This window comes from Spirosoma sp. 209 (assembly GCF_002006735.1).
GTDB classification, from domain to species: Bacteria; Bacteroidota; Bacteroidia; order Cytophagales; family Spirosomataceae; genus Spirosoma; species Spirosoma sordidisoli.
This window is the reverse complement of sequence record NZ_MVEC01000001.1, coordinates 672,861-697,948: the sequence shown is the minus strand read 5'-3', so window position 1 is coordinate 697,948 and position 25,088 is coordinate 672,861. Positions and strand designations below refer to the sequence as shown.

12 protein-coding genes and 1 tRNA gene are annotated in these 25,088 nt (G+C 57.4%); 10 read left to right on the top strand and 3 right to left on the bottom strand.

Annotated elements, in window-relative coordinates:
- The first annotated feature begins 273 nt into the window (after positions 1-273).
- The 8 genes from B1C80_RS02950 to B1C80_RS02915 all read left to right on the top strand — a co-directional run bounded on the left by B1C80_RS02950 (position 274) and on the right by B1C80_RS02915 (position 19,845).
- Positions 274-3,375: a SusC/RagA family TonB-linked outer membrane protein gene (locus tag B1C80_RS02950; RefSeq protein WP_236648574.1), complete on the top strand. Its 3,102-nt coding sequence runs from the start codon at positions 274-276 to the stop codon at positions 3,373-3,375.
- A 151-nt stretch (positions 3,376-3,526) separates the two neighbouring features.
- Complete coding sequence (locus B1C80_RS02945) at positions 3,527-5,077, top strand: RagB/SusD family nutrient uptake outer membrane protein (protein WP_077919537.1); 1,551 nt, start codon at positions 3,527-3,529, stop codon at positions 5,075-5,077.
- A gap of 139 nt (positions 5,078-5,216) precedes the next feature.
- Positions 5,217-8,513 carry a VCBS repeat-containing protein gene (locus B1C80_RS02940; protein ID WP_077919536.1) on the top strand — a complete coding sequence of 1,099 codons (3,297 nt, stop codon included), beginning with the start codon at positions 5,217-5,219 and terminating at the stop codon, positions 8,511-8,513.
- Between the two features lie 29 nt (positions 8,514-8,542).
- On the top strand, positions 8,543-11,977 hold the full coding sequence (locus tag B1C80_RS02935; RefSeq protein ID WP_077919625.1) for a VCBS repeat-containing protein: 3,435 nt from the start codon (positions 8,543-8,545) through the stop codon (positions 11,975-11,977).
- Positions 11,974-15,342 (top strand): VCBS repeat-containing protein, encoded by a 3,369-nt coding sequence (locus B1C80_RS02930; protein WP_077919535.1) that lies wholly within the window; start codon positions 11,974-11,976, stop codon positions 15,340-15,342. The genes B1C80_RS02935 and B1C80_RS02930 overlap by 4 nt, the downstream gene beginning before the upstream one ends.
- Before the next feature lie 216 nt (positions 15,343-15,558).
- Complete coding sequence (locus tag B1C80_RS02925) at positions 15,559-16,914, top strand: vanadium-dependent haloperoxidase (RefSeq protein WP_077919534.1); 1,356 nt, start codon at positions 15,559-15,561, stop codon at positions 16,912-16,914.
- A 78-nt stretch (positions 16,915-16,992) separates the two neighbouring features.
- A complete protein-coding gene (locus tag B1C80_RS02920) occupies positions 16,993-17,712 on the top strand; it encodes a hypothetical protein (RefSeq protein WP_236648573.1) in 720 nt (239 codons plus the stop codon).
- Between the two features lie 99 nt (positions 17,713-17,811).
- Positions 17,812-19,845 carry a glycoside hydrolase family 65 protein gene (locus B1C80_RS02915; RefSeq protein WP_369822678.1) on the top strand — a complete coding sequence of 678 codons (2,034 nt, stop codon included), beginning with the start codon at positions 17,812-17,814 and terminating at the stop codon, positions 19,843-19,845.
- A gap of 104 nt (positions 19,846-19,949) precedes the next feature.
- Here B1C80_RS02915 and B1C80_RS02910 read toward each other — a convergent pair whose 3' ends face one another.
- The 3 genes from B1C80_RS02910 to fabD form a co-directional block, all read right to left on the bottom strand.
- Positions 19,950-20,642 (bottom strand): TetR/AcrR family transcriptional regulator, encoded by a 693-nt coding sequence (locus tag B1C80_RS02910; RefSeq protein WP_077919532.1) that lies wholly within the window; start codon positions 20,640-20,642, stop codon positions 19,950-19,952.
- Positions 20,643-21,012: 370 nt separating this feature from the next.
- Positions 21,013-21,083 (bottom strand) — tRNA-Gln (locus B1C80_RS02905).
- 116 nt (positions 21,084-21,199) lie between these two features.
- Positions 21,200-22,084, bottom strand: a complete 885-nt coding sequence (gene fabD / locus B1C80_RS02900; protein ID WP_077919531.1) for an ACP S-malonyltransferase — start codon at positions 22,082-22,084, stop codon at positions 21,200-21,202.
- Positions 22,085-22,336: 252 nt separating this feature from the next.
- Here fabD and B1C80_RS02895 point away from each other — a divergent pair, with 252 nt between their 5' ends.
- On the top strand, positions 22,337-23,032 hold the full coding sequence (locus B1C80_RS02895; RefSeq protein ID WP_077919530.1) for a succinate dehydrogenase cytochrome b subunit: 696 nt from the start codon (positions 22,337-22,339) through the stop codon (positions 23,030-23,032).
- A gap of 90 nt (positions 23,033-23,122) precedes the next feature.
- On the top strand, positions 23,123-25,060 hold the full coding sequence (locus B1C80_RS02890) for a fumarate reductase/succinate dehydrogenase flavoprotein subunit (RefSeq protein ID WP_077919529.1): 1,938 nt from the start codon (positions 23,123-23,125) through the stop codon (positions 25,058-25,060).
- The last annotated feature ends 28 nt before the right edge of the window (positions 25,061-25,088 follow it).

Sequence of the window (25,088 nt, the reverse complement as noted above, 5' to 3'; positions counted from 1 at the left end):
ATTCCCTATTTGCGTTTGTCGAATCAAGATAGCTACTTTTGCTATAGATTATACTTTGACTATAGGCTATACTAAGTCTGTATCAAAGCTTTATTTAGTAGGTTATTGACTAGCGTCTGTCCATCTGAATTCAGTCTCCCGGACTGTATCCTGTTACGATGATCATTCAATGTTATGAAACCAGGATGGCCTCATTCGCTGCCTCAGCAGACAGTTAGCTTAGGCAGTAACCAAAACCTTTTTTAATTATTCAAAACATTTTACTGTAAACCTATGATGGACAAATCCTACACAGGTGACCGTTTCGGTGGTTACGTAGGTCAGGTTGGAAGCGCTCAACCCCAGCCATTTCGTAAGAAAGCTCGCTACGGCTTTTTATCGTTACTGGCTATGGTACTACTGCTGGGAAACCAGCTGGCGTGGGCGCAGGGAACAACCCTGACGGGTAAGGTGGTTGACAAATCGGGGATTGGTCTGCCCGGTGTAACCGTGCAAGTTAAAGGGGCTAACCGGGGTACATCGACCGATGGTGACGGTGCCTACCGGCTTTCTGACGTACCCGGCGGAGCCACGCTGGTGTTCAGCTCGATTGGGTTTGCCACGCAGGAGGTTGCCGTAGGTAACCGGAGCGAAGTGAACCTGACGTTACAGGACGATACTAAATCGCTGAACGAAGTGGTGGTGGTTGGGTACGGTACCCAGCGCGCCAAAGACGCTACTGGTTCTGTGGTCGCTATCGGTACCAAAGATTTCAACAAGGGGGTGATTGCGTCGCCTGAGCAACTGCTGCAGGGCCGCGCGGCTGGTATCCAGATCACACCCGCCAGCGGTGAACCCGGTGCCGGGGTGAACATCCGTATCCGCGGTACATCGTCGCTGCGGTCGGGTAACAACCCGCTCTTCGTGGTTGATGGTATCCCGCTCGACGGGGGCGAAACCTCCAGCGGTGGCCGCGATTTCGGGGCCGGTACGCAGTCGGCCCGTAACCCGCTGAACTTCCTCAACCCCGACGATATCGAGAACATCTCGGTGCTGAAAGACGCTTCGTCGGCGGCTATCTACGGATCGCGCGGTGCTAACGGTGTTGTCCTGATCACGACCCGCCGGGGCAAGTCGGGCCAGCAGACGTTTAATCTGTCGGCCAATACGAGCGTGGGCGGAACCCTTCGTCGGTACGACCTGCTGAGCGCGTCTGACTACGCTGCGGCTGTAACCCGGGCAGGTGGCGATGCGTCGCTGCCGGCCGTTAACGCCGGTGCGTCGACCGACTGGCAGGACCAGATTTTCCGCACCTCGTTCTCGCAGAACTACAACATGAGCTACGGGGGTGGTAACGACAACACCCGCTACAACCTCTCGCTGGGCTATTCGGATCAGCAGGGCGTTATCAGGAAATCGGCGCTGAAGCGTCTGACGGGACGGATCAATGCCTCGCACGAGCTGTTCGACGATAAGGTTGTGATCGATCTGGCGCTGACCACCTCGAACGTGAATGACGTATACGTACCAAACAGCGATAACGCTGGTTTTGAGGGTAACCTGATCGGATCGGCCATCCAGGCCAACCCAACCTATCCGGTGTACGACGCGCAGGGCCGGTTCTTCAACCCCGACGGGTATGATGATGATCCGACCAGCACGGGCTTCGGTCGCCCCCGCGGTAACTCGTTCCGCAACCCGGTATCGCTGCTCGATCTGATCGATGATCAGGGCCGCACCAACCGGACGCTGGCTAGCATCAGCGCCACCTGGAAAATCCTGGACGGTCTGTCGTACAAAATCAACTTCGGTCTCGACAATTCGGCCTCGGAGCGCCGTACGTCGATTTTCCGGAATATTCCGGGCTTTGCCATCACCAACAACGCTGGTCAGGCAACGATCCAGAACAATACCCGGTCGTCGCAGCTGATCGAGCATACGCTGAATTTCAACCGGAAAGTAGGCATTGGCAACCTCGACGCCGTAGCCGGTTTCTCGTACCAGAAGTTCCAGGACCAGTACAGCTTCGTACAGGCTAACCTGTTTATTCCGGATGCCGACGCGCTCTTCCCCTACGCCAACAACATTGGCGGGGCCAACAACAACGGCACCAACAAAGCCTACACGGCTGGCTCTAACCGGGGCCAGAGCGAACTGCAGTCGGTATTTGGCCGGGTGAACTACAACATCAACGACAAGTACCTGATCACCGCCACGGTGCGGGCCGATGGATCGAGCAAGTTCGGTGCCAACAACAAGTACGGCGTATTCCCGGCCCTGGCTGCGGCCTGGCGCGTATCGGACGAAGCGTTCGCCAAAAACCTGGGTGTCGACATCAAGCTGCGGGCTAACTACGGTATTACGGGTAACCAGGAGTTTCCTGCCAACCGGACCCGTAACCTGTATACGTTCACGAATAACGGCTCCGGTACGGCTCGCGACATTACCCCGAACGACAACCTGCGCTGGGAAACCACAACCCAGTATGGTATCGGTGCTGACCTCGGCTTCTTCGGGGGGCGCCTGACCGCTACGATCGATTACTTCAACAAGAATACGACCGACCTGCTGTTCGAAGCCCTCTACGCACAGCCAGCACCGGCCCGGGCGCGCTGGATCAACCTCGATGCCAACGTGATCAACCGCGGGGTCGAGCTTCAGGTAGCCTACGACATTCTGCGCGGCAGCAAAGTGCGCTGGGACATTGTGGGTAACGCTACGTTCCTGAAGAACGAAGTGACCAACTTCTCGGGTATCTACAACACCGGCGCCATCAACGGCCAGGGTCTGTCGGGTGCCTATGCGCAACGGATCGTGAACGGCCGGCCGCTGTTCTCGTTCTTCATGCCGACCTTCACCGGCTACGACAGCAACGGGTTTGCTACCTATACCGATCCGTCGCTGAACCTGGAGTACGTAGGCAGCGCCATCCCGACCTTCAACTTCGGGGTGACCAACAACGTATCGTTCGGCAACTTCAACGTCAGCATGTTCTGGAACGGCGTGTCGGGTAACTACATCTACAACAACACCGCCAACGCCATCTTCACCAAGGGTAACCTGCGCAACGGTCGTAACGTAACCGTCGACGCTGCCAACAGCGCCGAGAACGCGCTGAACCCACCGCTGGTATCGACCCGCTTCCTGGAGAAAGGTTCGTTTGCGCGCCTGTCGAACCTGACCGTTGGCTATACCGTACCGCTGACCAGCAAACAGATCCGGAACCTGCGCGTGTCGCTGACGGGCCAGAACCTGCTGCTCATCACGGGCTATACGGGGGTTGATCCGGAGGTGAACACGAACAAGTCGATTGATGGTATCCCGTCGCTGGGTATCGACTATACCGCTTTCCCATCGCAGCGTATCGTTACGTTCGGCGTGAGTGCGGGATTTTAAGTAACACCTGATCAGGCAGTCGCTGACTGTTCAATGACTGCCTGATCTATCGATTTACCTGTCTCGTTTATAACAATTTAGTTAAACGGTTTCTTTCTATAGTTCAAGAATGGACCTGACTTCTTTGTAATTAGACAACTGAACCAAACAAATGAAAACTTCAATTCACGTTACTTCTGCCGTTGTTGGTGCGCTGCTGTTGACAGCCGTGGGCTGTACGGATCTGGACGATAAAGTAGTTGGCCAGCCGGTCGACCTGGCCGCCGGTGCGGCTGCCGGGGGTGATCTGACGGGTCTGCTCAATGGGGTATACGCGCAGGTGAACGGACTGTCTGACCAGGCCAATACCTACGCCCTGGGCGAGCACGCATCCGATGAGATGATGGGCCCCACCCGCGGTACTGACTGGGACGACTTCGGCACCTGGCGCCGGTTGCACCAGCACTCCTGGGATGCTACCCATAACCAGATCATTGCCACCTGGAACAACCTGAACACCGGCGTATTCCGGGCTACGGAGCTGATTGCTGCGGCCAGCAGCAATGCAAACGTACTGGCCGAAGGTCGGTTCCTGCGGGCGTTCTTCATGTACAACGTAGCCGACCTGTACGGTAAAGTGCCGTTCCGGGAAGCCAACGCCAGCTTCGATTCGAACCCGCGCGTACTGACCCGGGCCGAGGCTACCCAGTTCATCATCGATGACCTGAATGCCGCCATTGCCACTCTGCCAGCCACCGGCGATCCGGGCCGCGCCAACAAAAATAGCGCTCGTTTCCTGCTGGCTAAAGTACTGCTGAACAAAGCCGTATTTACCCAGAGCCCGGAGCAGCCGGCCGGTCCGTATACGTTTACCCCGGCCGATATGAACGCGGTGATTGCCAACTGCGATGCCATTATCGGATCGGGTGCGTTCTCGCTGACCACCTCGGGTAAGTACTTCGACAACTTCCACTGGGATAACTCGACCCTCTCGAAAGAACTGATCTTCGTGATCACCAACGAAGTAGGTACATCGCAGGGATCGGCGCAGAACCGCTACCGCATGACGCTGCACTACAACCAGACGCCGGGCGGCTGGAACGGCTTCACCACGCTGGCTGATTTCTACAACAGCTTCGAAGCCGGCGATCAGCGCCGGGGTGCTGCTATCACGGGCCTGACCAACCGGACCGGCCTGCGGGCGGGCTTCCTGGTAGGTCAGCAGAACGATCAGACCGGCAAGGCCCTGACCGACCGGGCGGGTGCTCCGCTGGTTTACTCGCCTAACCTGAACCTGCTGTACTCGGATGAGAAAGCCGGTATCCGGGTTATCAAGTACCTGCCCAACCCCGAAAATACCGATAACCCCGGTAACGACTACGTGCTGTTCCGCTATGCCGACGTGCTGCTGATGAAAGCCGAAGCGATTCTGCGGGGTGGTACGCCAACGGGTGGTGCTACGGCCCTGAGCCTGGTCAACCAGATCCGCACTGCCCGGGGCGCTACGCCGTTCACCACCGTGAACGAAGCGAACCTGCTGGCCGAGCGCGGTCGTGAGCTGTACTGGGAAGGCTGGCGCCGGAACGACATGATTCGCTTCGGTACGTTTACGGCTCCCTTTGATCAGAAGCCCAACACAACGCCGGATCACCGGGTCGTATACCCCATTCCGCAGCAGGCTGTTGATACTAACCCGAACCTGACGCAGAACTTCGGCTACTAAGCCAGGTTTGGTAAGCCAGATTTCCATCTGGACAAGATCCCGCGAACAGCCGCTCCATCGGGCGGCTGTTCGTATTTATAATGCCCGGTTTGCGGTCGGGAGCTTTGTACGTCCGGCCGTTCTATTTCGTTAGTATAGTATGACTAAGTTCGTTTGGCTGGCTGTTCTTCTGGGAATGACCGCGTGCCGAAACAACGATCCTCTTTTTCAGAAAACCGAAGCGGCCTCTACGGGGGTTACGTTTGTCAACCAGCTGCGCGAAACCGAGCAGGAAAACGTGCTGGCGTTCGAATACTTCTATAATGGCGGGGGCGTAGCGGCCGGCGATCTCAACAACGACGGTCGGGTCGATCTTTTCTTCACCGGTAACCAGGTCAGCAATGCGCTGTACATAAACCGGACCCCGCCGGGTACGGACGAGCTGACATTCGACGAGTTGACCCGGAAAGCCGGCGTGGGCGGGCGGGCCAACGGCTGGAAAACGGGCGTAACCCTGGCCGATGTCAACGCCGACGGCTGGCTCGATATCTACGTCTGCTACTCGGGGCTACGGCCCGATTCGCTGCGCCGGAATCAGCTCTTCATCAATAACCACGACCTCACCTTCACCGACCGCGCTGCCGAATACGGCCTGGCCGACGCGGGCTATTCCGTTCAGGCTACCTTTTTCGATTACGACCGCGATGGCGACCTCGACTGTTTCCTGATCAACCACAACCTCAAGAACTACCAGCGCAAAGAAGCCGCCGTGATGCGGGCCGAGCGCGACCCCAACGCCGGCGATAAGCTCTTTCGTAACATGAGCGCTGAGCAGCAAAGCGACGCGACGCAGCCGACCCGTTCGTCGGCTACTCCCGGCGCTGCTGGCCCCGCGCCCCGCTTCATCGATGTGTCGGCAGCGGCCGGTATCAAGGGTAATCCGCTCGGCTTCGGGCTGGGCTGTTCGGTATCGGATATAAACAGAGATGGCTGGCCCGACCTGTACGTGACCAATGATTACGTGGAAGATGATTACTGCTACATCAACCAGCTGGGCACGGCGCCGAACGGACCCGCTTTCCGCGACGAACTCCGCGACCGGGTAGAGCACACCTCCTACTCAGCCATGGGGGCCGATATAGCCGACCTCAATAACGACGACCGCCCCGACATTATGACGCTGGACATGCTGCCCGAAAGCAATGCCCGGCAAAAGACCCTGCCCTGGCCCGACAACTGGAACGTATACCAGGCGCAGCTCCGCAACGGCTTCTGGCACCAGAACATGCGCAACATGCTCCAGATTCAGCAGGCCGACGGTCGCTTTGCCGAGCTGGGTCAGCTGGCCGGTCTGGCCGGTACCGACTGGAGCTGGGGCGTACTGCTGGCCGACTTTGACCTGGACGGCTATAAAGACGTATTTGTCAGCAACGGGATTCTGCGCGATTTCACCGACGCCGACTTTATCAAATTCTCCGATCAGGCTGCGGGTATGCCGGTGCTGGAGCAGATCCGCCAGATGCCATCGACGCCCACCCGGAACTACATATTCCGCAATAACCACGACCTGACGTTTACGAACGAACAGACCCGCTGGGGCTTCGACCAGCCAACGATCTCGAACGGCTGTGCCTATGCCGACCTCGACAACGACGGCGATCTGGACATCATCACGAATAACCTCAACGAAACGGCCCGGATCTACCGCAACCGCAGCCGCGAAACGGGCGAAACCGCTTACCTGAAACTTCGGCTCGAAGGTCCGGTCGGTAACCCCTTCGGCGTCGGCACAACGGTTACGGTTACGGGGCGGGGCCAGACACAGACGCAGGAGTTGTACCCCACGCGCGGTTTCGAATCGTGCAGCCACGACCAGCTGTTGTTCGGGCTGGGTTCGGGTCCGGAGCCGGTGGGGGTAACGGTTCGCTGGCCCGACGGAAAAACCCAGACGCTGAAAACAGTAACGCCCAATCAAACGCTCACGGTTACGTACCGACAGGCAAGTCTGGTTCATACTCCGGCAGCGCCCGCCCGGCCGCCCCTGTTCCAACCAGCCAGCGCCCCCGCGTTTACCCACCGCATCGACTCCATCAACGACTTCGACCGGCAGATTCTCCTGCCCATGCAGTACACCAGCCCTGGCCCCCGGCTGGCGGTGGGGGATATCGACAGCGACGGACTGGCCGATGTGTTTGCGGGTGGCAGCGCCCGGCAACCCGGTCAGCTGTTTCGGCAAACGGCACCCGGCACCTTTAGCCCCGTACCGTTGCCCGGCGCAGACAACGGAGCCAATGCCGATGCGCTGCTGGCCGACTTCGACGGGGATAAACAACCGGATCTGTACGTGGTCAACGGGGGGTACGGACTGCCCGATGCCGGCAAACGACAGGATCAGCTCTGGCTCAACAGCCGCGGTACGTTCGTGCCGAAAGCGCTGCCCGCCGAAACCGAAAACGGGAGCTGTGTGAAGGTCCTGGACATTGACCGCGACGGTGACCTGGATTTGTTCGTGGGCGGTTCCATCGTGCCATACCGCTATCCGGCGGCCGAAGAAAGCTACCTGCTCATCAACGACGGGCGGGCTAATTTCTCGCGCCGGGCCCTGGGTAAGCTGGGTATGGTGACCGATGCCGCCGTGCTGGATCTCGACAAAAACGGCTGGCCCGACCTGGTGGTGGTGGGCGAGTGGATGCCGGTTACGGTCCTGCTCAACCAGCAGGGAACGCTCAAGCCGCAGGACCCCTCGGCCAGCGAGAGCCCGACGGGCTGGTGGAGCCGCATCGAAAAAGCCGACCTCGACGGCGATGGTGACCTGGATCTGATTGTCGGTAACCTGGGCCTCAACACCCAGCTCCGGGCCAGCCGCGACCAGCCGGCGCTGCTGACCTACGACGATTTCGACCAGAACGGTACGCTCGACTTTTTTATGAGTTATGCCATACAGGGAAAAGTGTATCCGGCCTATTCGCGCGACGAAATCTGCGAACAGGTACCGTCGCTTCGCAAGCGGTTTACGAACTACAAAGCCTATGCCGACGCCACGCTCGAACAGTGTTTCGACGAGCAACAGCTTCGGCAGGCCCGGCAAAAACAGATTACCGAGCTGCGGACGCTGGTGCTGGAGAACGACAACGGCACGCTCGTACCGCACGCGTTGCCGCTGGCGGCTCAGTACGCTCCTGTTTACGGAATTCTGGCCGGTGATTTCGATAAAAACGGAACGACCGACCTGCTGCTGATGGGCAACAACGCCCGGCTGCGGCTGCGGATCGGTAAGGTCGATGCCAACCACGGACTCGTCTTGAGCAACCGGGGGGGCTGGCGCTTCGGGGCCATGACGCCCGATCAGACGGGCCTGTTTGTTCGGGGCGATGTGCGGGACGTAAAAAAAGTAGGAAACACCATTATGATGGGCGTAAGCGGGAAGTCGCTGCTTGGGGTTAACCCAACGCGCTGATGCCCGTAAAGCCGTATCTGTATAAGACAATGACGATCAAATCTGGCCTGATGGCCGCCATACTCATTTCGCTATGGTCTTGCGGTAGCCAGGACGAGCCGCTGTTCGAAACGCTGCCCGCCACTCAAACGGGCGTCGACTTCGTGAACCGCAGCCTCGATCGCAAAGACTTTAATATTTTTCGCTACCGGAATTTCTACAACGGCGGGGGCGTAGCCATCGGCGACGTCAACAACGACGGCCTGCCCGACCTGTTTCTGACGTCGAACTTCGAAGCCAATAAGCTCTACCTCAACAAAGGCGGTATGACGTTCGAAGACGTGACGGAGAAGGTCGGGATCACCGGAAAAAAATTCTGGTCGACCGGCGTCACCTTTGCCGATGTGAACGGCGACGGCCTGATGGATATCTACGTCTGCAATTCCGGCAGCCGCGACGCGCGGGGTAACCAGCTTTACATCAACCAGGGCGTTCAGCCGGCCGGTAAGGGCGGGCTACCCATGCCCGCGTTTGTGGAGCAGGCAGCTGACTACGGCCTCGTCGACGGGGGCTTCTCGACCCACGCGGCCTTCTTCGACTACGACCGCGACGGTGACCTGGATATGTATCTGCTCAACAACAGCTTTACGCCCATGGACCGGCTAGCCTTCGCCAACACGCGCGACATCCGCGATCGGCTCGGGGGCGACAAACTCTTCCGCAACCTGTCGGTAGAGCGCGCTGCGGGGGGGGCGAAAGCTGGTGCTACACCTACTGTTGGCCCCCTCTTCGTCGACGTGAGCGAACAGGCGGGCATCTACGGGAGTCTGATCGGGTTCGGGCTGGGCATTACCGTCGGCGACGTCAACAACGACAACTGGCCCGACATCTACGTCTCCAACGACTTCTACGAGCGCGACTACCTGTACATCAACCAGCGCGACGGCACCTTCAGGGAAGATATCAAGAACCAGATGGGGCATATCAGCACCACCTCCATGGGTGCCGATATTGCCGATGTCAACAACGACGGCACGCTCGATATCTTCGTAACGGACATGATGCCCGACGACGATTACCGGCTCAAAACCACGGCCTCGTTCGACAGCTACGAACTGACCCAGCTGAAAGAGTCGCGCGATTTTTACCACCAGGACCCGCGCAACATGCTGCACCTCAACAACGGCAACAACACGTTTTCGGAAGTGGGCCGGATGGCGGGGGCCAGCGCTACCGACTGGAGCTGGGGGGCGCTGCTGTTCGATATGGACATGGACGGTCTGAAGGATATTTTCGTCGCGAACGGGATTCTGAAAGACCTGACCGATCAGGATTTTATCGCTTTCCTGGCCGACAACCCGGAGTTGCAGACCATGATCGAAGGCACCAAAAAGTTCGACTACAAAGAATACGTTGACCGGATGCCTTCTACCCCGCTGCCCAACTACGCCTTCCGCAACAAAGGCAATGGTATGCAGTACGAAAACAAAGCCGCCGACTGGGGCCTGGGTAAACCCGATTTTTCGAACGGGGCCGCCTATGGCGATCTCGACGGCGACGGCGATCTGGACCTGGTTGTCAACAACAACAACGCGCCGGTGTCGATCTATAAGAACCGGTCGGTAGAACTGCACAAACGTAACTTTCTGCGGGTGCGGCTGAACGGCTACGGCAAAAACCTCAACGCCATCGGGGCTAAAGTATACGTGCATCAGCAGGGTAACGTACAGTATCTGCAACAGATGCCGAACCGGGGCTTCGAGTCGTCGGTAGACCTGACAATGGTGTTTGGCCTGGGCAGCAACCCCGTCATTGATTCGGTAACGGTCATCTGGCCCGACGATAAAAAGCAGCGGATCAGCCGACCGACGGCCAACACGACCCTGACGCTGGCGCATAAAAACGCCGACCAGGTCGCCACCATCAGCGGACCCGCTACAGTACCGGCCGGTATGACGACCCTGTTTGCCGACGTGACGACCCCCATGAAGCTGGACTACGTGCACCGCGAAAACGACTTTGTCGACTACAACCGCGATGGGCTGATGAAGCAGCTGCTCTCGCGCGAAGGTCCGGCGCTGGCGGTAGGCGACGTAAACGGCGACGGGCTCGACGATGTGTTTCTGGGTGGGGCCGCCAACATGCCCCGGTCGCTCTACCTCCAGCAACCCAACGGCGCCGGGTTTGCGCCCGAAAAACAACCGTTCCTGCTCGATGCCATCTACACCGAAGACATTGCCGCCACGTTCTTCGATGCCGATGGGGATAAAGACCTCGACCTGTACGTGGCCACCGGCGGTAACGAGTTCGAAGATCCGACTTACCTGCAGGATCGGCTGTTCATCAACGACGGCAAGGGCCGGTTCAGCTGGGATCGGACCATGCCCCGCAGCAGCGATAACAACTCCTGCGTCGTGGCGGCCGATTTCGACCGCGACGGCGACCAGGATCTGTTCGTCGGCAGTCGGATGGTGTCGGGGCGCTACGGCCAGCATCCGAACCAGCTGCTGCTGATCAACGACCGGTCGGCGGGCAAGGGCGGCAGCGCGTTCCGGAACGCAACCAACGAGCTGATGCCGTTTGCGAACGAGATCGGCATGGTGAAGGACGCCGTCTGGGCCGATGTCGACGGTGACAGCTATCCCGATCTGGTGCTGGTCGGCGACTGGATGCCGATCACCATTCTGAAAAACAAGGCCGGTAAAGGGTTTGAACGGATGACATCCGAAACGCTGGATAAATCGGGCGGCTGGTGGAACGCCATCCGGCCCGCCGACCTCGACGGCGATGGCGACCTCGATTTCGTGGTCGGCAACCTGGGTCTCAACAGCCGCATGGTCGCTTCGGCCGACGAGCCTGCGCATCTCTACGGCAACGACTTCGACCGGAACGGGGCCTATGAACAGGTGATGACCTGCTACCGCAAGGGCCTGGACGGACAGAGCCGCGAGTGCCTGATGGTGCTCAAACCCGATCTGCAGAAGCGCATCCCGTCCATCAAAACGAAATATATCAAGCATACCGACTACGCCAAAGCCGGGTTCGAGGATATTTTTTCGAGCCAGCAGCGCGAAGGCATGACCGTACAGACAGTACATACCGCCGAGACCTCGATCCTGATCAACGACGGCAAGGGCCAGTTTACCCTGAAGCCGCTCCCCATCGATGCGCAGACCTCGCTCGTTCAGGCCATCCAGACCGGCGACTACAACGGCGACGGCAAGCTGGACATCCTGCTGGCCGGTAACTTTTTCGACGTGTTGCCCGAGATAGGCCGGTACGACGCCAATTACGGCCTGCTGCTGACCGGCGACGGCAAGCTGAACTTCCGCGCAGCGAAGCCGACACAGACGGGTTTCTTCGTACGGGGGCAGGTGCGCCGGATGCAGACCGCCCGGGGCGCCAACGGGCAATCCTATATCGTGCTGGCCAAGAATAACGACCGGGCGCAGGTGTTTGCGGTCCAAAACCGGCCGAAACCATGAGGAGTCTTGGCTGGCTGGCGGGGATCGGGTGGCTGATGGCCCTGATCGGTTGTTCGTCCGAACCGGCCGAAGAGCCTCTGTTTCGGGCGCAGGAGGCCAGCCAGACGGGGGTGACCTTTACCAACCAGCTGCGCAACACCGACAGCCTGTCTATCCTCGATTACCTGTATTTCTACAACGGCGGGGGCGTAGCGGCTGGCGACCTCAACAACGACGGCCTGACCGACCTGTATTTCGTCTCGAACCAGGGCCCCAACAAGCTCTACCTGAACAAAGGTAACTTCACTTTTGCCGACGCTACCGAACAGGCCGGGCTGGCGGGTCGGGCCGACTGGCAAACGGGCGTAACCATGGCCGATGTGAACGGTGATGGCTGGCTCGATATTTACGTCTGCGCGGTGAGCCGGTTCAGGGGGCTGCGTGGTACGAACGAGCTGTATATCAACAACAAAAACGGCACCTTTACCGAGCGGGCCGCCGAGTACGGGCTGGCCTTTGCGGGCTTCTCAACCCAGGCCGCTTTCTTCGACTTCGACCACGATGGCGACCTGGACTGCTTCCTGCTCAACCACGCCGTACACACCTCCCGCAGCTACGACCGTGTCTCGATCCGAACTATCCGCAACCGCGAAGCGGGCGATTACCTGTTCCGCAACGAGGGCCCAAAACCGTCGTCGGGGCAGACGCCTGCATCGCCTTATTTCGTTGACGTGTCGGAGCAGGCCGGTATTTTCGGGGCCGAAATGGGCTACGGGCTGGGCGTTTCGGTGGCCGATCTGAACAACGACGGCTGGGAGGATATCTACGTCTCGAACGATTTCCACGAAGACGATTATTATTATGTGAATAACCAGCGGGGTGGTTTTACCGAAAGCGTTCGGCAGGCGTTTGGCCATACGAGCCGGTTTTCGATGGGAAACGATGCGGCCGATGTCAACAACGACGGCTACCCCGACCTGATCACGCTCGATATGTACCCCGCCGACGAAACCGTCGAGAAGTCGTCGCTGGGCGAAGATCCGCTCGATATCTACCGGTATAAGCTGACCTACGGCTACATGGATCAGTACAGCCGCAATTGTTTGCAGATCAGTCAGTCGGGTAAACGGTTCATGGATGTGGGGCTGCTGGCGGGCGTAGCCGCTACCGACTGGAGCTGGTCGCCCCTGCTGGCCGATTACGACAACGACGGGTTGAAAGATCTGTTCATTGCCAACGGCATTGTGCGTCGGCCCAACGATCTCGACTATGTTAAATACATCTCCGACGAGTCGGGGCCTTATACCCAGGCGGGTGCTGGCAACACCGGCGCCATCGAACGAATGCCCGAAGGCAAAGTGCATAACTACCTGTACCGGGGGCAGGCCAGCGGCCGGCTCGAGGATAAGTCGCTGAGCTGGGGCTTCGACCAGCCTACCGTCTCGTGCGGAGCCGCCTATGCCGACCTCGACAATGACGGCGACCTTGACCTGATCACGAACAACATCGACGCCCCGGCCAGTTTGTATCGTAACGAGACCGACCGGCTCTTTCCGGAGCGGCAGCACCTGACCGTTCGGCTGAAGGGCAAGGCCCCCAACACCTTTGGCGTCGGCGCAAAAGTGGTCCTGAAATACGGTGGAGCCACGCAGCGGGATTCATTGCAGGTACAGCAGCTGATGCCTACGCGGGGATTCGAGTCGGCGGTAGCACCCGAATTGTTGTTTGGGCTGGGCAACCGTCGCCGGATCGACTCGCTGATCGTGATCTGGCCTAACCAGCAGATGGAAGTCCGGACAAACGTACCCACTGGCCAGACGCTCACCCTCCGCCAGACCGACGCCCGGCTCGATGCTGCCGGCTACCGCTACACCACCCCCGCCGACCCGCGCCTGTTTACCCCCGTTGCCGACACAATGGCGCTGCCGTTCGTGCATCAGGAGAATAAGCAGTACTACGACTTCGTGCGGGAGTCGCTGATGCCCTTCAAACTGTCGACCGAAGGGCCGCGGCTGGCGGTGGGCGACGTGAACGGCGACGGGCTGGACGATATCTATGCCGGTGGGGCTCGTAACCAGGCCGGTCAGTTACTGGTGCAGCAGCCCTCGGGCCGGTTCGCGGCTATGAGTCAGGCCGCTTTTGCCGCCGATGCCGCCTACGAAGATGTCGATGCTGTTTTCTTCGATGCCGACGGGGATAAAGACCTCGACCTGTACGTCGTTTCGGCCGGTAACGAATTTTCCGGGCAGGACTTGCCGCTCCTCGATCGGCTCTATCTGAACGATGGCAAAGGCCGTTTCAGCCGGGCCGCGCAGGCTCTGCCGCCCATGTACGATAACAAAAGCTGCGTAAAGCCCGCTGACGTCGACGGTGATGGCGACCTCGATCTGTTCGTGGGTGGCCGGGTTGTTGGGTACGCCTACGGGAAATCGCCCCGGTCGTATCTGCTCATCAACAATGGCAGGGGCCAGTTTACCGACGAGACCGACAAACGGGCCGCGGGCCTGCGCCGGGTCGGTATGGTTACCGATGCCGTCTGGGCTGATTACGACAACGACCGGGATGCGGACCTGATCCTGGTCGGCGACTGGATGCCGGTGCGCATCTTTGCCAACCAGAATGGGCGGTTCGATGAGCTGAAAACGATTACGGCCAGCGACACGCCCCTTAACGGATTCTACCAGCGCATCGTAGCCGCCGACTTCGACCGCGACGGTGATCTGGACCTGGTAGCGGCTAACCTGGGTACGAATACGAAGCTGCGCAAGACACCTGACTCGGCGCTGAAACTCCGGGTCGGCGACCTCGACAACAACCAGACCACCGAGCAGATCATAGCCTACAACCGGGGGGCGACCTGGTATCCGCTGGCTTTCAAAGACGAGCTGGGCAAGCAGATGCCGGGTATCATCAACAAGCGCTTCACCAACTACGCATCGTTTGCCGGCAAACCCCTGGCCGACGTACTGACCGACAGCGAGCTGAGCGGTACGGATGCGTTTACCGTTAATCAGTTTGCTTCGGTTTATCTCGAAAATCAGAACGGCCGCTTCGTCGTGCGGGACCTGCCGATGCAGGCGCAGGTGTCGAAACTATTCGCGCTGTTACCTCTCGATATCGACGGCGACGGTGACCTCGATCTGCTGGGGGGCGGTAACTTTTTCGGCGCCAGTATGTACCAGGGTCGCTACGACGCCAGTAGCGGGCTAGTGTTGCGTAACGATGGCAGGGGCCATTTCAGCAGTCTGTCGCCCGTAGAAAGTGGGTTCCTGCTCGACGGCGAAATTCGGGACATCCAACCCGTACGCACAGCCCGGGGGCCGCTGCTGGTAGTTGGCCGCAACGGGGCCAGCCTGCGGGGATTTTGGCCCGAATATGGACGGTAGACGGGTGAGCCCCCCGGGAAAGACCGTTCGGGCATCGGACGGTGCGATGAAAAACCTAGATTATGTTCTTTCGTGACTGTCAGCCTGATTGGTTCGGTCGGCTCTATACGTATTTCGGGTGTTTGTCTTCTTTTTCTCTGGTATTTTCCCGTAATTTTGTAAGTGCTAATCGAATCGTAACTACTGAAATTGCTTGACTAACCTATCTTTTGTCTAATGAACACATTGCTACGATCAGGTCTCCTGATGGCGCTGTTGCTGGTCGGATTCGTCGGCTGCCAGAAGCCAGCAACGCCTGCTGAATATAACGCCAAAGCGGCCAATCCGGAGTATTACAATACCGCGCTCAACAAGCTGACGCAGGTTATTATCCACGATATATTCTCGCCCCCGGTTGCCAGCCGGATCTATGCCTACGCGAACCTGGCGGGCTACGAAGCGCTCGTGCCGTTCGATGCGCAGTATCAGTCGCTGGGCGGTAAACTGAAACGCTACGAAGCCGGCCCTGCGCCCACGCCCGGTCAGGACTATTGCTTTCCGCTGGCCAGTGCCCGCGCTTTCATGACGGTGGCCCGCGCTCTGACGTTTTCGGTCGAGTTCTACGATGAGTTTGAACCGTCTTTCTACGAGCAGTACAAAAAGGCGGGGGTGCCTGACGAGGTCTACGAGCGCTCGATGGCCTATGGCGAAGCCGTTGCCAAACACGTGCTGGACTATGCGGCCAAGGATAATTACAAGCAGACCCGTGGGTTCAAACATACCGTAACCAATCAGGATGGCACCTGGGTACCTACGCCCCCGGCCTACATGGATGCCGCCGAACCCCAGTGGAACAAGCTCCGCTGCTGGGCTATGGATACCTGCAATCAGTTTATGCCGCCCCGCCCGCCCGCCTATAACCTGACTAAAGGCAGCCCCTACGACAAAGAGCTGCAGGAGGTGTATACGATCGGCAAGAGCATGGACAAGCAGAAGCAGGATATCGCCTACTTCTGGGACGATAACGCCTTCGTCATGAATGTGGCTGGTCACGTATCCTATGCCTCCAAGAAGATGACTCCCGGTGGCCACTGGCTGGCCATCGGCCAAACCGTAGCCCGACAGCAGAAGCTGAACCTGATGCGGACGGTAGAGATGTATGCGCTGACATCGTTTGCGCTGACCGACGGGTTTATCTCCTGCTGGGACGAGAAATACCGCTCCAACATGGTTCGCCCCGAAACGGTGATCAACAAATACATGGATCCCAAATGGACGCCTTTTCTGCAAACGCCCCCGTTTCCGGAGTACTCCAGCGGGCACAGCGTCATCTCGACGGCAGCCGCTACGGTGATGACTGCGCTCATTGGCGACAGCATTGCGTTCGTTGATTCGACAGAATTTAAATATGGTCACGGCGTTCGGTCGTTCAAGTCGTTCCGCGACGCAGCCAACGAAGCCTCCATCAGCCGACTCTACGGCGGTATCCACTACCGGGCCGCGCTGGATAACGGGCAGGTGCAGGGCGAGAAAGTAGGGCAGTGGGTGCTGCAGAAGTTGCATACCCGAAAGTCGACCGTAGCGGGCCGGTAGCTACCAATTTACGGGTCTGTTCAAGCGAAAGGTCCTCTGCCGTGGTTTAGGCAGAGGACCTTTCACATACATGACGTTATGAAAATAAAGAATGTACCCGGTTTACTGCTGGTACTGTTGTCGCTCCCGCTACCAGTCCTGGCCCAGCAGACGTATTTCAACGTGCCGTCGTCCGACATTGTCGAGAAGCACGAGCTGTCTGTCCAGCAGCAGTTTACCATTGCCGAGTCGATCCGGTCGGGCACGACTGTCTCCTTCGGGCTCGGACGCGAGTGGGAAGTCGGCGCCAATCTCTATAACCTCGATTACAAACCGTCGGCGCATCGGTTCATGCGAAACGACTCGACCACCGGGCAGGCTTACAGCCCGCTGTTGCTGCTGAATACGCAGAAAGCCTTCGACATTACCGATCAGCTGGAGCTGGCCATTGGGGCGCAGACCGGCTTCAACCTGACGCCCGACCGACCGGCGCAGTGGGTTGGCTACCTCTATGGGCACGTGGCCGGATCATTACACGATGAACATTACAACTGGTCGTTTGGGGGTTATACCGCCAACGCGCGCTACCTGGGCGACGGCCCCCGGGCGGGGTTTCAGGCGGGCTTCGACGCCGGTATTTTCTACCAGAAATTTCACCTGCTGGGCGACTGGATTTCGGGTGGCCACGACTTGGGCCAATTGGTACTGGGGGTGGAAGTATACCTGGGAAAACATTTCCCGGTAGCCCTGGGCTGGCAACGGATCAACCGCGACGGTCAGCAGGCGCTGGTGTTGCAGCTGACCTATAACCCCGAATAACCCGGCAGCCGGAAAAACTACTGACCTGGATGTGAACATGCCCGCAAATAGCATTATTTTTAGTCCATATTTCAACTAGTGATGAATATGCGTAAACTAATGTATGGCGTTGGGCTGGCTCTCCTGATTGGGTATCAGTCGCCTGACGTATTGGGTCAGTCGGCCAGCCCGGACTGGCAGATTGTTGGTCAGAACATCAATCCCGCCAACTACTACGGCATTACCGTAGCCAACGGTATGATCGGGCTGGTCTCGTCGCCGGAGCCGATGAAAGTGAAAGATGTGGTGCTGAACGGGGCGTTCGATACCTACGGACGCGGCCGGGTGTCCAACATCCTGAAGGTATTCAACTTCGTCAACATGAATCTCGACGTCGACGGCTCGCGGCTCGGGCCAAAAGATATTGCCAATTACCGGCAAACGCTCGACATGCAGAAAGCGGCCCTGACCACCACCTTCGACTACAAAGACAAGGTTGGCGTTCGGCAAACGGTCATGGCCCTGCGGCATCTGCCGTATTCGGCCCTGACGATGGTCGAGATTACGGCCCGCAAAGACTGCGAAATCAGCCCGATGAGCGTGATCGAAACGCCCGAGAACCTGAAAGAAGTCAAGAATTTCTACGCCGAGATCGACCGGTCGCACGTGACCATCCGCCTGCTGACGTCCGTTGCCAAGAGTCCGTCGGGCCGGCATACCGTAGCAGCCAGCAACAGCTTCATTTTCGAAGAGCCCCACGGGCAGGAGCCGGATGTCATTCACGAAGACTGGGACTACAACATGCACCTGGCCAAGTTCAAAAAACGGCTCAAAGCGGGCGAAACCTACCGCTTCAGCATTGTTGGTTCGGTATCGTCGACGGCCCATACCGCCGATCCGCATAACGAAGCCGAACGGCTGACCATCTTTGCCGCGCTGGAACGGACCGAACGGCTGCTGATGCGCCATAATGCCGAATGGGCCAAACTGTGGCGGAGCGATATTGTCATCGAGGGCGATCCGGATGCGCAGCGGGCCGTACGGTCGGCGCTGTACCATCTGTATTCGTTTGCGCGCGAAGGGCAGGCCTACAGTCTCTCGCCTATGGGCCTGTCGGGGCTGGGTTATAACGGACACGTGTTCTGGGATACGGAGCTGTGGATGTACCCGCCCCTGCTGACGCTGAAACCCGAAATGGCCCGTTCCCTGCTCGAATACCGGTTCGAACGCATGCAGATGGCCAAACAGAACGCCTTCAGCCACGGCTATGCCGGGGTAATGTTTCCGTGGGAGTCAGACGCCGACGGGCAGGAAGCTACGCCCGTCTGGGCCCTGACGGGGCCGTTTCAGCACCATATCACCGGCTGCGTGGGCTGGGCTTTCTGGAAATATTATCAGGTTACGAAAGACAAGGAGTGGCTGCGTACCCGTGGCTACCCGATGCTGAAAGAAGTAGCTGATTTCTGGGCGAGCCGGGTCGAGCGCGAAGGGCCGGGCAACTACCACATCAACAACGTAATCGGCGCCAACGAATGGCAGGAAAACATCGATGATAACGCCTTCACGAACGGAATGGCCAAAACATCCCTGCAATACGCCAGCCAGGCCGCTCAGGAGTTGGGAATAACGCCCAATCCCGACTGGAAAACCGTAGCCGACAACATCCCGATCCTGAAATTCCCGGACGGCACGACCAAAGAAAACCGCACCTACGACGGGGTCACGATTAAACAGGCCGATGTAAACCTGCTGGCTTATCCGCTCACGGTCATAACCGATCCGGCCCTGATCCGCAAAGACCTGACCTATTACGAACCGCGCTATTCGCCGGAGGGGCCTGCCATGGGCTGGTCGGTGCTGGCCACGCTGAACGCGCGGCTGGGCAATACGGACAAGGCCTATGACTGGTTTGTAAAGAGTTACAAACCCAATGAGGTACCACCGTTTGGGGTGCTGGCTGAAACCGCTGGTGGCACAAACCCGTATTTTGCAACGGGGGCCGGAGGAATGTTACAGGCGGTTCTGAATGGATTCGGAGGAATCGAAATTACGGATAGTGGTATTACGCAGCTGAAAACAAAACTGCCGAAGAAGTGGAAGTCATTGACTATTAAAGGGGTAGGGCCGCAGGCTAAAACGGTACAGGCTCAGTAAGCGCGTACAGGATGCAATTCATGTTATCAGTCAGCAATTAGTAGTGTATTCAGAGGCTGTCTTCGTGCACTACTAATTGGTTACTGATAGCTTGACTCCTGATCTTACCATTGGGCAGTCGGCAGATGGGCCGATTGTAATTCGAGTTCAACGTCTTTCGACTGAATAGCCATTTTGTTCAGGGCGATGTAGATGGCTTTAACGGCGTTTTCGATCCGCTTCCAGCCTTCTTCGCTCCGCAGATCGATGCTGATCATGGTCCGGTCGTTCTGCGCCATGATCGTCAGATACGTCATCGCTCCCAGAATAACGGCTGAAATCGCCTGGGTATCAGCGCCTTTTACGAAAGAGAGCTGGCTCACAAGCCGGGTCATTTCTTCGTCCTGCGCTCTGGCGGCTGTTTCAGCAATGGAATCATTTTCAATAACGGTCGCTTTCAGTACTTCGCGGGCTGCTTTGAAGGTTCTGAAATAGCGATACGTCTGGATTACCTGTCTGTACCAGATACGGGCAACATCTGAGTCGTGCAGCGGCCGAATCTGATCCAATACTGCCGGATTGAAAACTGGAAACAGCTTTCCCATTTTCACGTAGTATTCGAGCAGGCCTTCCATGCCGCCAAAGTACCGGTAAATCAAGACCTTGCTGACGTTGGCTTTTTCAGCTACCCGGTTTACGCCAACCCCTTCAAGACCCCGCTCAGCAATAACCTCTTCCAGTGCTTCAACGATGCGCTGGGTGGTTTTGGCTCGGTTTCTCCTTACCTTTTCTTCTTTCTCCATAAGAATTGCATTCATGATAATTCAAGCAAGTAGTTACACTTATTTGACTAGAATTCCCTACAAGGGTCACTACAATACACTTAAAACACCAAATTAACGCCATTAATTCTCTCGCTTTACGCTGGCTCCGGGTGTCCAAAACGGCCTTTACGGTATAATCAAAGGGCCGAATGATTGTACAACCAAGAGACGGATATAGAAAGAAAATCTCTTCGATGTAACTTTTAATTGATAATAAGCAAAGGAAAGTATTTTTTAAACAGACAACAAAAAAAAACAAAATATAATGGTAAAAAATTACTAAGCAGATTTATAGCCTATCAATGACCTATAAAATGGGTATAAAACACGAAAGCCGCCTGAAGATCAAGCGGCTTTCGGTAAGTAGCCCGAGAAGGATTCGAACCTCCACAAACAGAACCAAAATCTGTCGTACTACCCTTATACTATCGGGCTGTTTTGCATTTGCGAGTGCAAAGATAACGTATTTCTATGCGTAAATGCAAAACCATTTTTCAAAAAAAAGAGACTCAAACAGGGTACTGAGCCTGTCCGTGCTGATAATCAGTCGGTCAGGCTACCGATAAACCGTCGATTGTTACGGCCGGACTTATTTTTTTGACCAAACCCTGCAGGACTTTACCCGGGCCGCTCTCGATAAATTCGGTAGCGCCGTCGGTTACCATCTGTTCAACGGACTGGGTCCACCGAACGGGCGAGGTGAGCTGGGCAATCAGGTTGGCTTTGATCTGCGCCGGATCGGTAGCCGGGCGGGCGTCTACGTTCTGATAGACCGGACAGCGCGGCTGGGCAAATGTCATATTGGTAACGGCCTGGGCAAACTCGTCGCGGGCGGGTTCCATAAAAGGCGAGTGGAACGCACCTCCTACGGCCAATGGTAACACCCGCCGGGCTCCGGCTGCCTTGAGCCGCTCACCCGCCAGCTCGATCCCCGCCATACTCCCCGAGATCACGACCTGGCCGGGGCAGTTATAATTGGCCGGCACCACAATCTCTTCCGTTACTTCGGCGCAGATCCGCTCAATTACATCGTCGGCCAGTCCGAGCACCGCTGCCATGGTCGACGGCGTAATCTCGCAGGCGCGTTGCATGGCCGCTGCCCGGATCGATGCCAGCCGGAGCCCATCCTCGAACGACAGCACACCAGCCGCCGTCAATGCCGACAGTTCGCCGAGTGAATGCCCCGCTACCATATCGGGAGAAAACGAGTCGGTGGTGAGCGCCAGCACGACGCCATGCAGAAAAACGGCGGGCTGCGTATAAATTGTTTGTTTAAGGTCCTCGTCGGTTCCTTCAAACATGATCCGGGTCAGATCGTAGCCGAGGATCTGGTTGGCCTGGTCAAAAAGGGAGCGGGCCGCTTCTGACTGTTGATAAAGGTCATGGCCCATGCCGCGGAACTGCGACCCCTGGCCGGGAAAAACATATGCTTTCATAGAAGAATAAAACGGCACCAAGCCATTTGTCGGAGCAAAGTAAAGGGGTTCGGTCGGCAAACAAAAACTTTGGACATCCGGTTAGGGACGCACGTTGTTTGTGTAATTTTTATAGGCAATAAATTAGACATAAACCAGCGTCTGCAGGGCACAAATCTTGTTTGCGTCGCGTTTGTGATATAGTTTTGATGCGCCATTGAAACTGGCTATTTTTCACTTGTTTACAACTACTTCTTTCGTGTCGTTCACCGTATGGCTTGGGTAACACAAACACTATCCAGCTCCCTCGGCCGCAAGGTCATCATGTCATTGACGGGGCTGTTTCTGAGTACTTTCCTCATTGTACACATGGCTGGTAATCTCCAGCTGTTCAAGGCCGATGGCGGTCGGGCGTTTAACGAGTACACCTACTTCATGACGCACAATCCGCTCATCATTACGGTCTCGTATCTGCTCTACACCTCCATTCTGGTTCATGCCCTGATGGCGCTCGTGCTGACGCGGCATAACTCAGCATCGCGGCCGGTTAAGTACGCCTACAGTAAACCAGAGGCCAACAGCCCCTGGGCATCGCGCAACATGGGTATTCTGGGTACGGTACTGCTGGTATTCATTATCATTCACATGCGCACGTTCTGGTACGAGATGCACTTTGGCTCGGTTCCGATGGCCGAGTATGACGGCAAGCAGTACAAAGATCTGTACGCCGTTGTGAAAGTAGCGTTTGCGGAGTGGTGGTACGTGCTGTTGTACGTACTGTCGATGGTTGCGGTGGGCTATCACCTGGCCCATGGTTTCCAGAGTGGGTTTCAGACGCTGGGGGTTCGGCACCCGAAGTACACGCCTATCATCGAAACGGTAGGCCGGTATTTCTTTGCCTTCATCATTCCGGCGGCTTTTGCGGCCATGCCGATTTACGTGTTTTTGCAAGTTCACGGGATATTATAAAATGAGTGAATCAATGGTTGAGCGATGAAGTGCGTAGCTGGCTTGTCCCGGCAATGACTCAATCAATCAACCGCCTAATCACAACTGACTATGAAGCTGGATTCAAAGATTCCCGAGGGGCCGTTAGCCGAGAAGTGGGCCCGGCATAAGTTCGGCTTGAAGCTGGTAAACCCGGCGAACAAGCGGAAGTACGATATCATTGTCGTTGGTACGGGGCTGGCCGGTGCGTCGGCCGCAGCCTCGCTGGCGGAACTGGGCTATAATGTGAAAGCCCTTACGTTCCATGATAGTGCCCGTCGGGCGCACTCCATTGCCGCCCAGGGTGGTATCAACGCAGCTAAAAATTATCAGAACGACGGTGACTCGGTCTTCCGGCTGTTCTACGACACCATCAAAGGAGGTGACTACCGTGCCCGCGAAGGCAACGTGTATCGCCTGGCCGAGGTGAGTGTTAATATCATTGACCAGTGCGTAGCGCAGGGCGTTCCGTTTGCGCGGGAGTACGGCGGTCTGCTGGCCAACCGTTCGTTCGGGGGCGCTCAGGTGTCGCGGACGTTCTACGCCCGGGGCCAGACCGGGCAGCAGCTGCTGCTGGGCGCTTACTCGGCACTGAGTCGGCAGGTGACTACCGGTAAGGTGAAAATGCTGACCCGTACCGAACTGCTCGACATCGTAGTGGAAGGCGGTAAAGCCCGCGGCATCGTAACCCGTAACCTGATTACGGGCAAGATAGAATCGCACTCGGCCCATGCGGTGCTGCTGTGTACGGGTGGCTACGGCAACGTGTTCTACCTCTCGACCAACGCCATGAACTCCAACGTGACGGCGGCCTGGCGGGCTCACAAACACGGGGCTCTGTTTGCCAACCCCTGCTTCACCCAGATTCACCCGACCTGTATTCCGGTAAAAGGTGATTACCAGTCGAAGCTGACGCTGATGTCGGAGTCGCTCCGGAACGACGGGCGCGTATGGGTGCCCAAAACCAAGGAAGACGCCGAAAAAATCCGGAAAGGTCAGCTCAAACCAACCGACCTTAAGGAAGAAGACCGGGATTACTTCCTGGAACGGCGCTACCCATCGTTCGGTAACCTCGTTCCGCGCGACGTAGCCTCCCGGAACGCCAAGTACGTCTGCGACGAAGGTCGCGGAGTCAGTAAAACAGGTCTGGCGGTTTATCTCGATTTTGCCGATGCCATCAAGCGCGACGGTCGTAAAACCATCGAAGCGAAGTACGGCAACCTGTTCGAGATGTACGAAAAGATTGTTGACGACAACCCGTACGAGACGCCGATGATGATTTACCCGGCTGTTCACTATACGATGGGTGGCCTGTGGGTCGATTACAACCTGATGACGAGTATTCCGGGCCTGTACGCGCTCGGTGAAGCCAACTTCTCGGACCACGGCGCCAACCGCCTTGGGGCTTCGGCGCTGATGCAGGGCCTGGCCGACGGGTACTTCGTTATTCCGTATACGGTAGGTGACTACCTGGCGACCATCGGCCCGGCCGACAAACTGCCCGTCGATGCGCCTGCGTTCAAAGAAGCGGAACAACGCGTAACGGACCAGATTCAGCGCCTGCTGTCGATCAAGGGAACAAAGCCCGTCGACGAATTCCACCGGCAGCTGGGTCTGATCATGTGGGATTACTGCGGTATGTCGCGCAACGCCGAGGGACTGAAAAAAGCCAAGAAGATGATTCAGGATCTGAAGGCCGAGTTCTGGAGTAACGTGCGGATCATGGGCGAAAACGAAGAAATGAACCAGTCGCTCGAAGGAGCCGGTCGTGTGGCCGATTTCATCGAGCTGGGTGCGTTGATGGTCGACGATGCGCTGAACCGGGAAGAGTCCTGCGGTGGCCACTTCCGCGAGGAGCACCAGACCGAAGACGGCGAGGCCCTGCGCGACGACGCTAACTTTGCCTACGTAGCGGCCTGGGAATACCAGGGCGAGAACCAGCCCGAAACGCTCCATAAAGAAATACTGGAGTTCGAAAACGTGAAGCTGACGCAGCGTAGCTATAAATAAATGATGGGTTTTCGGTTTTCGTTTTCCG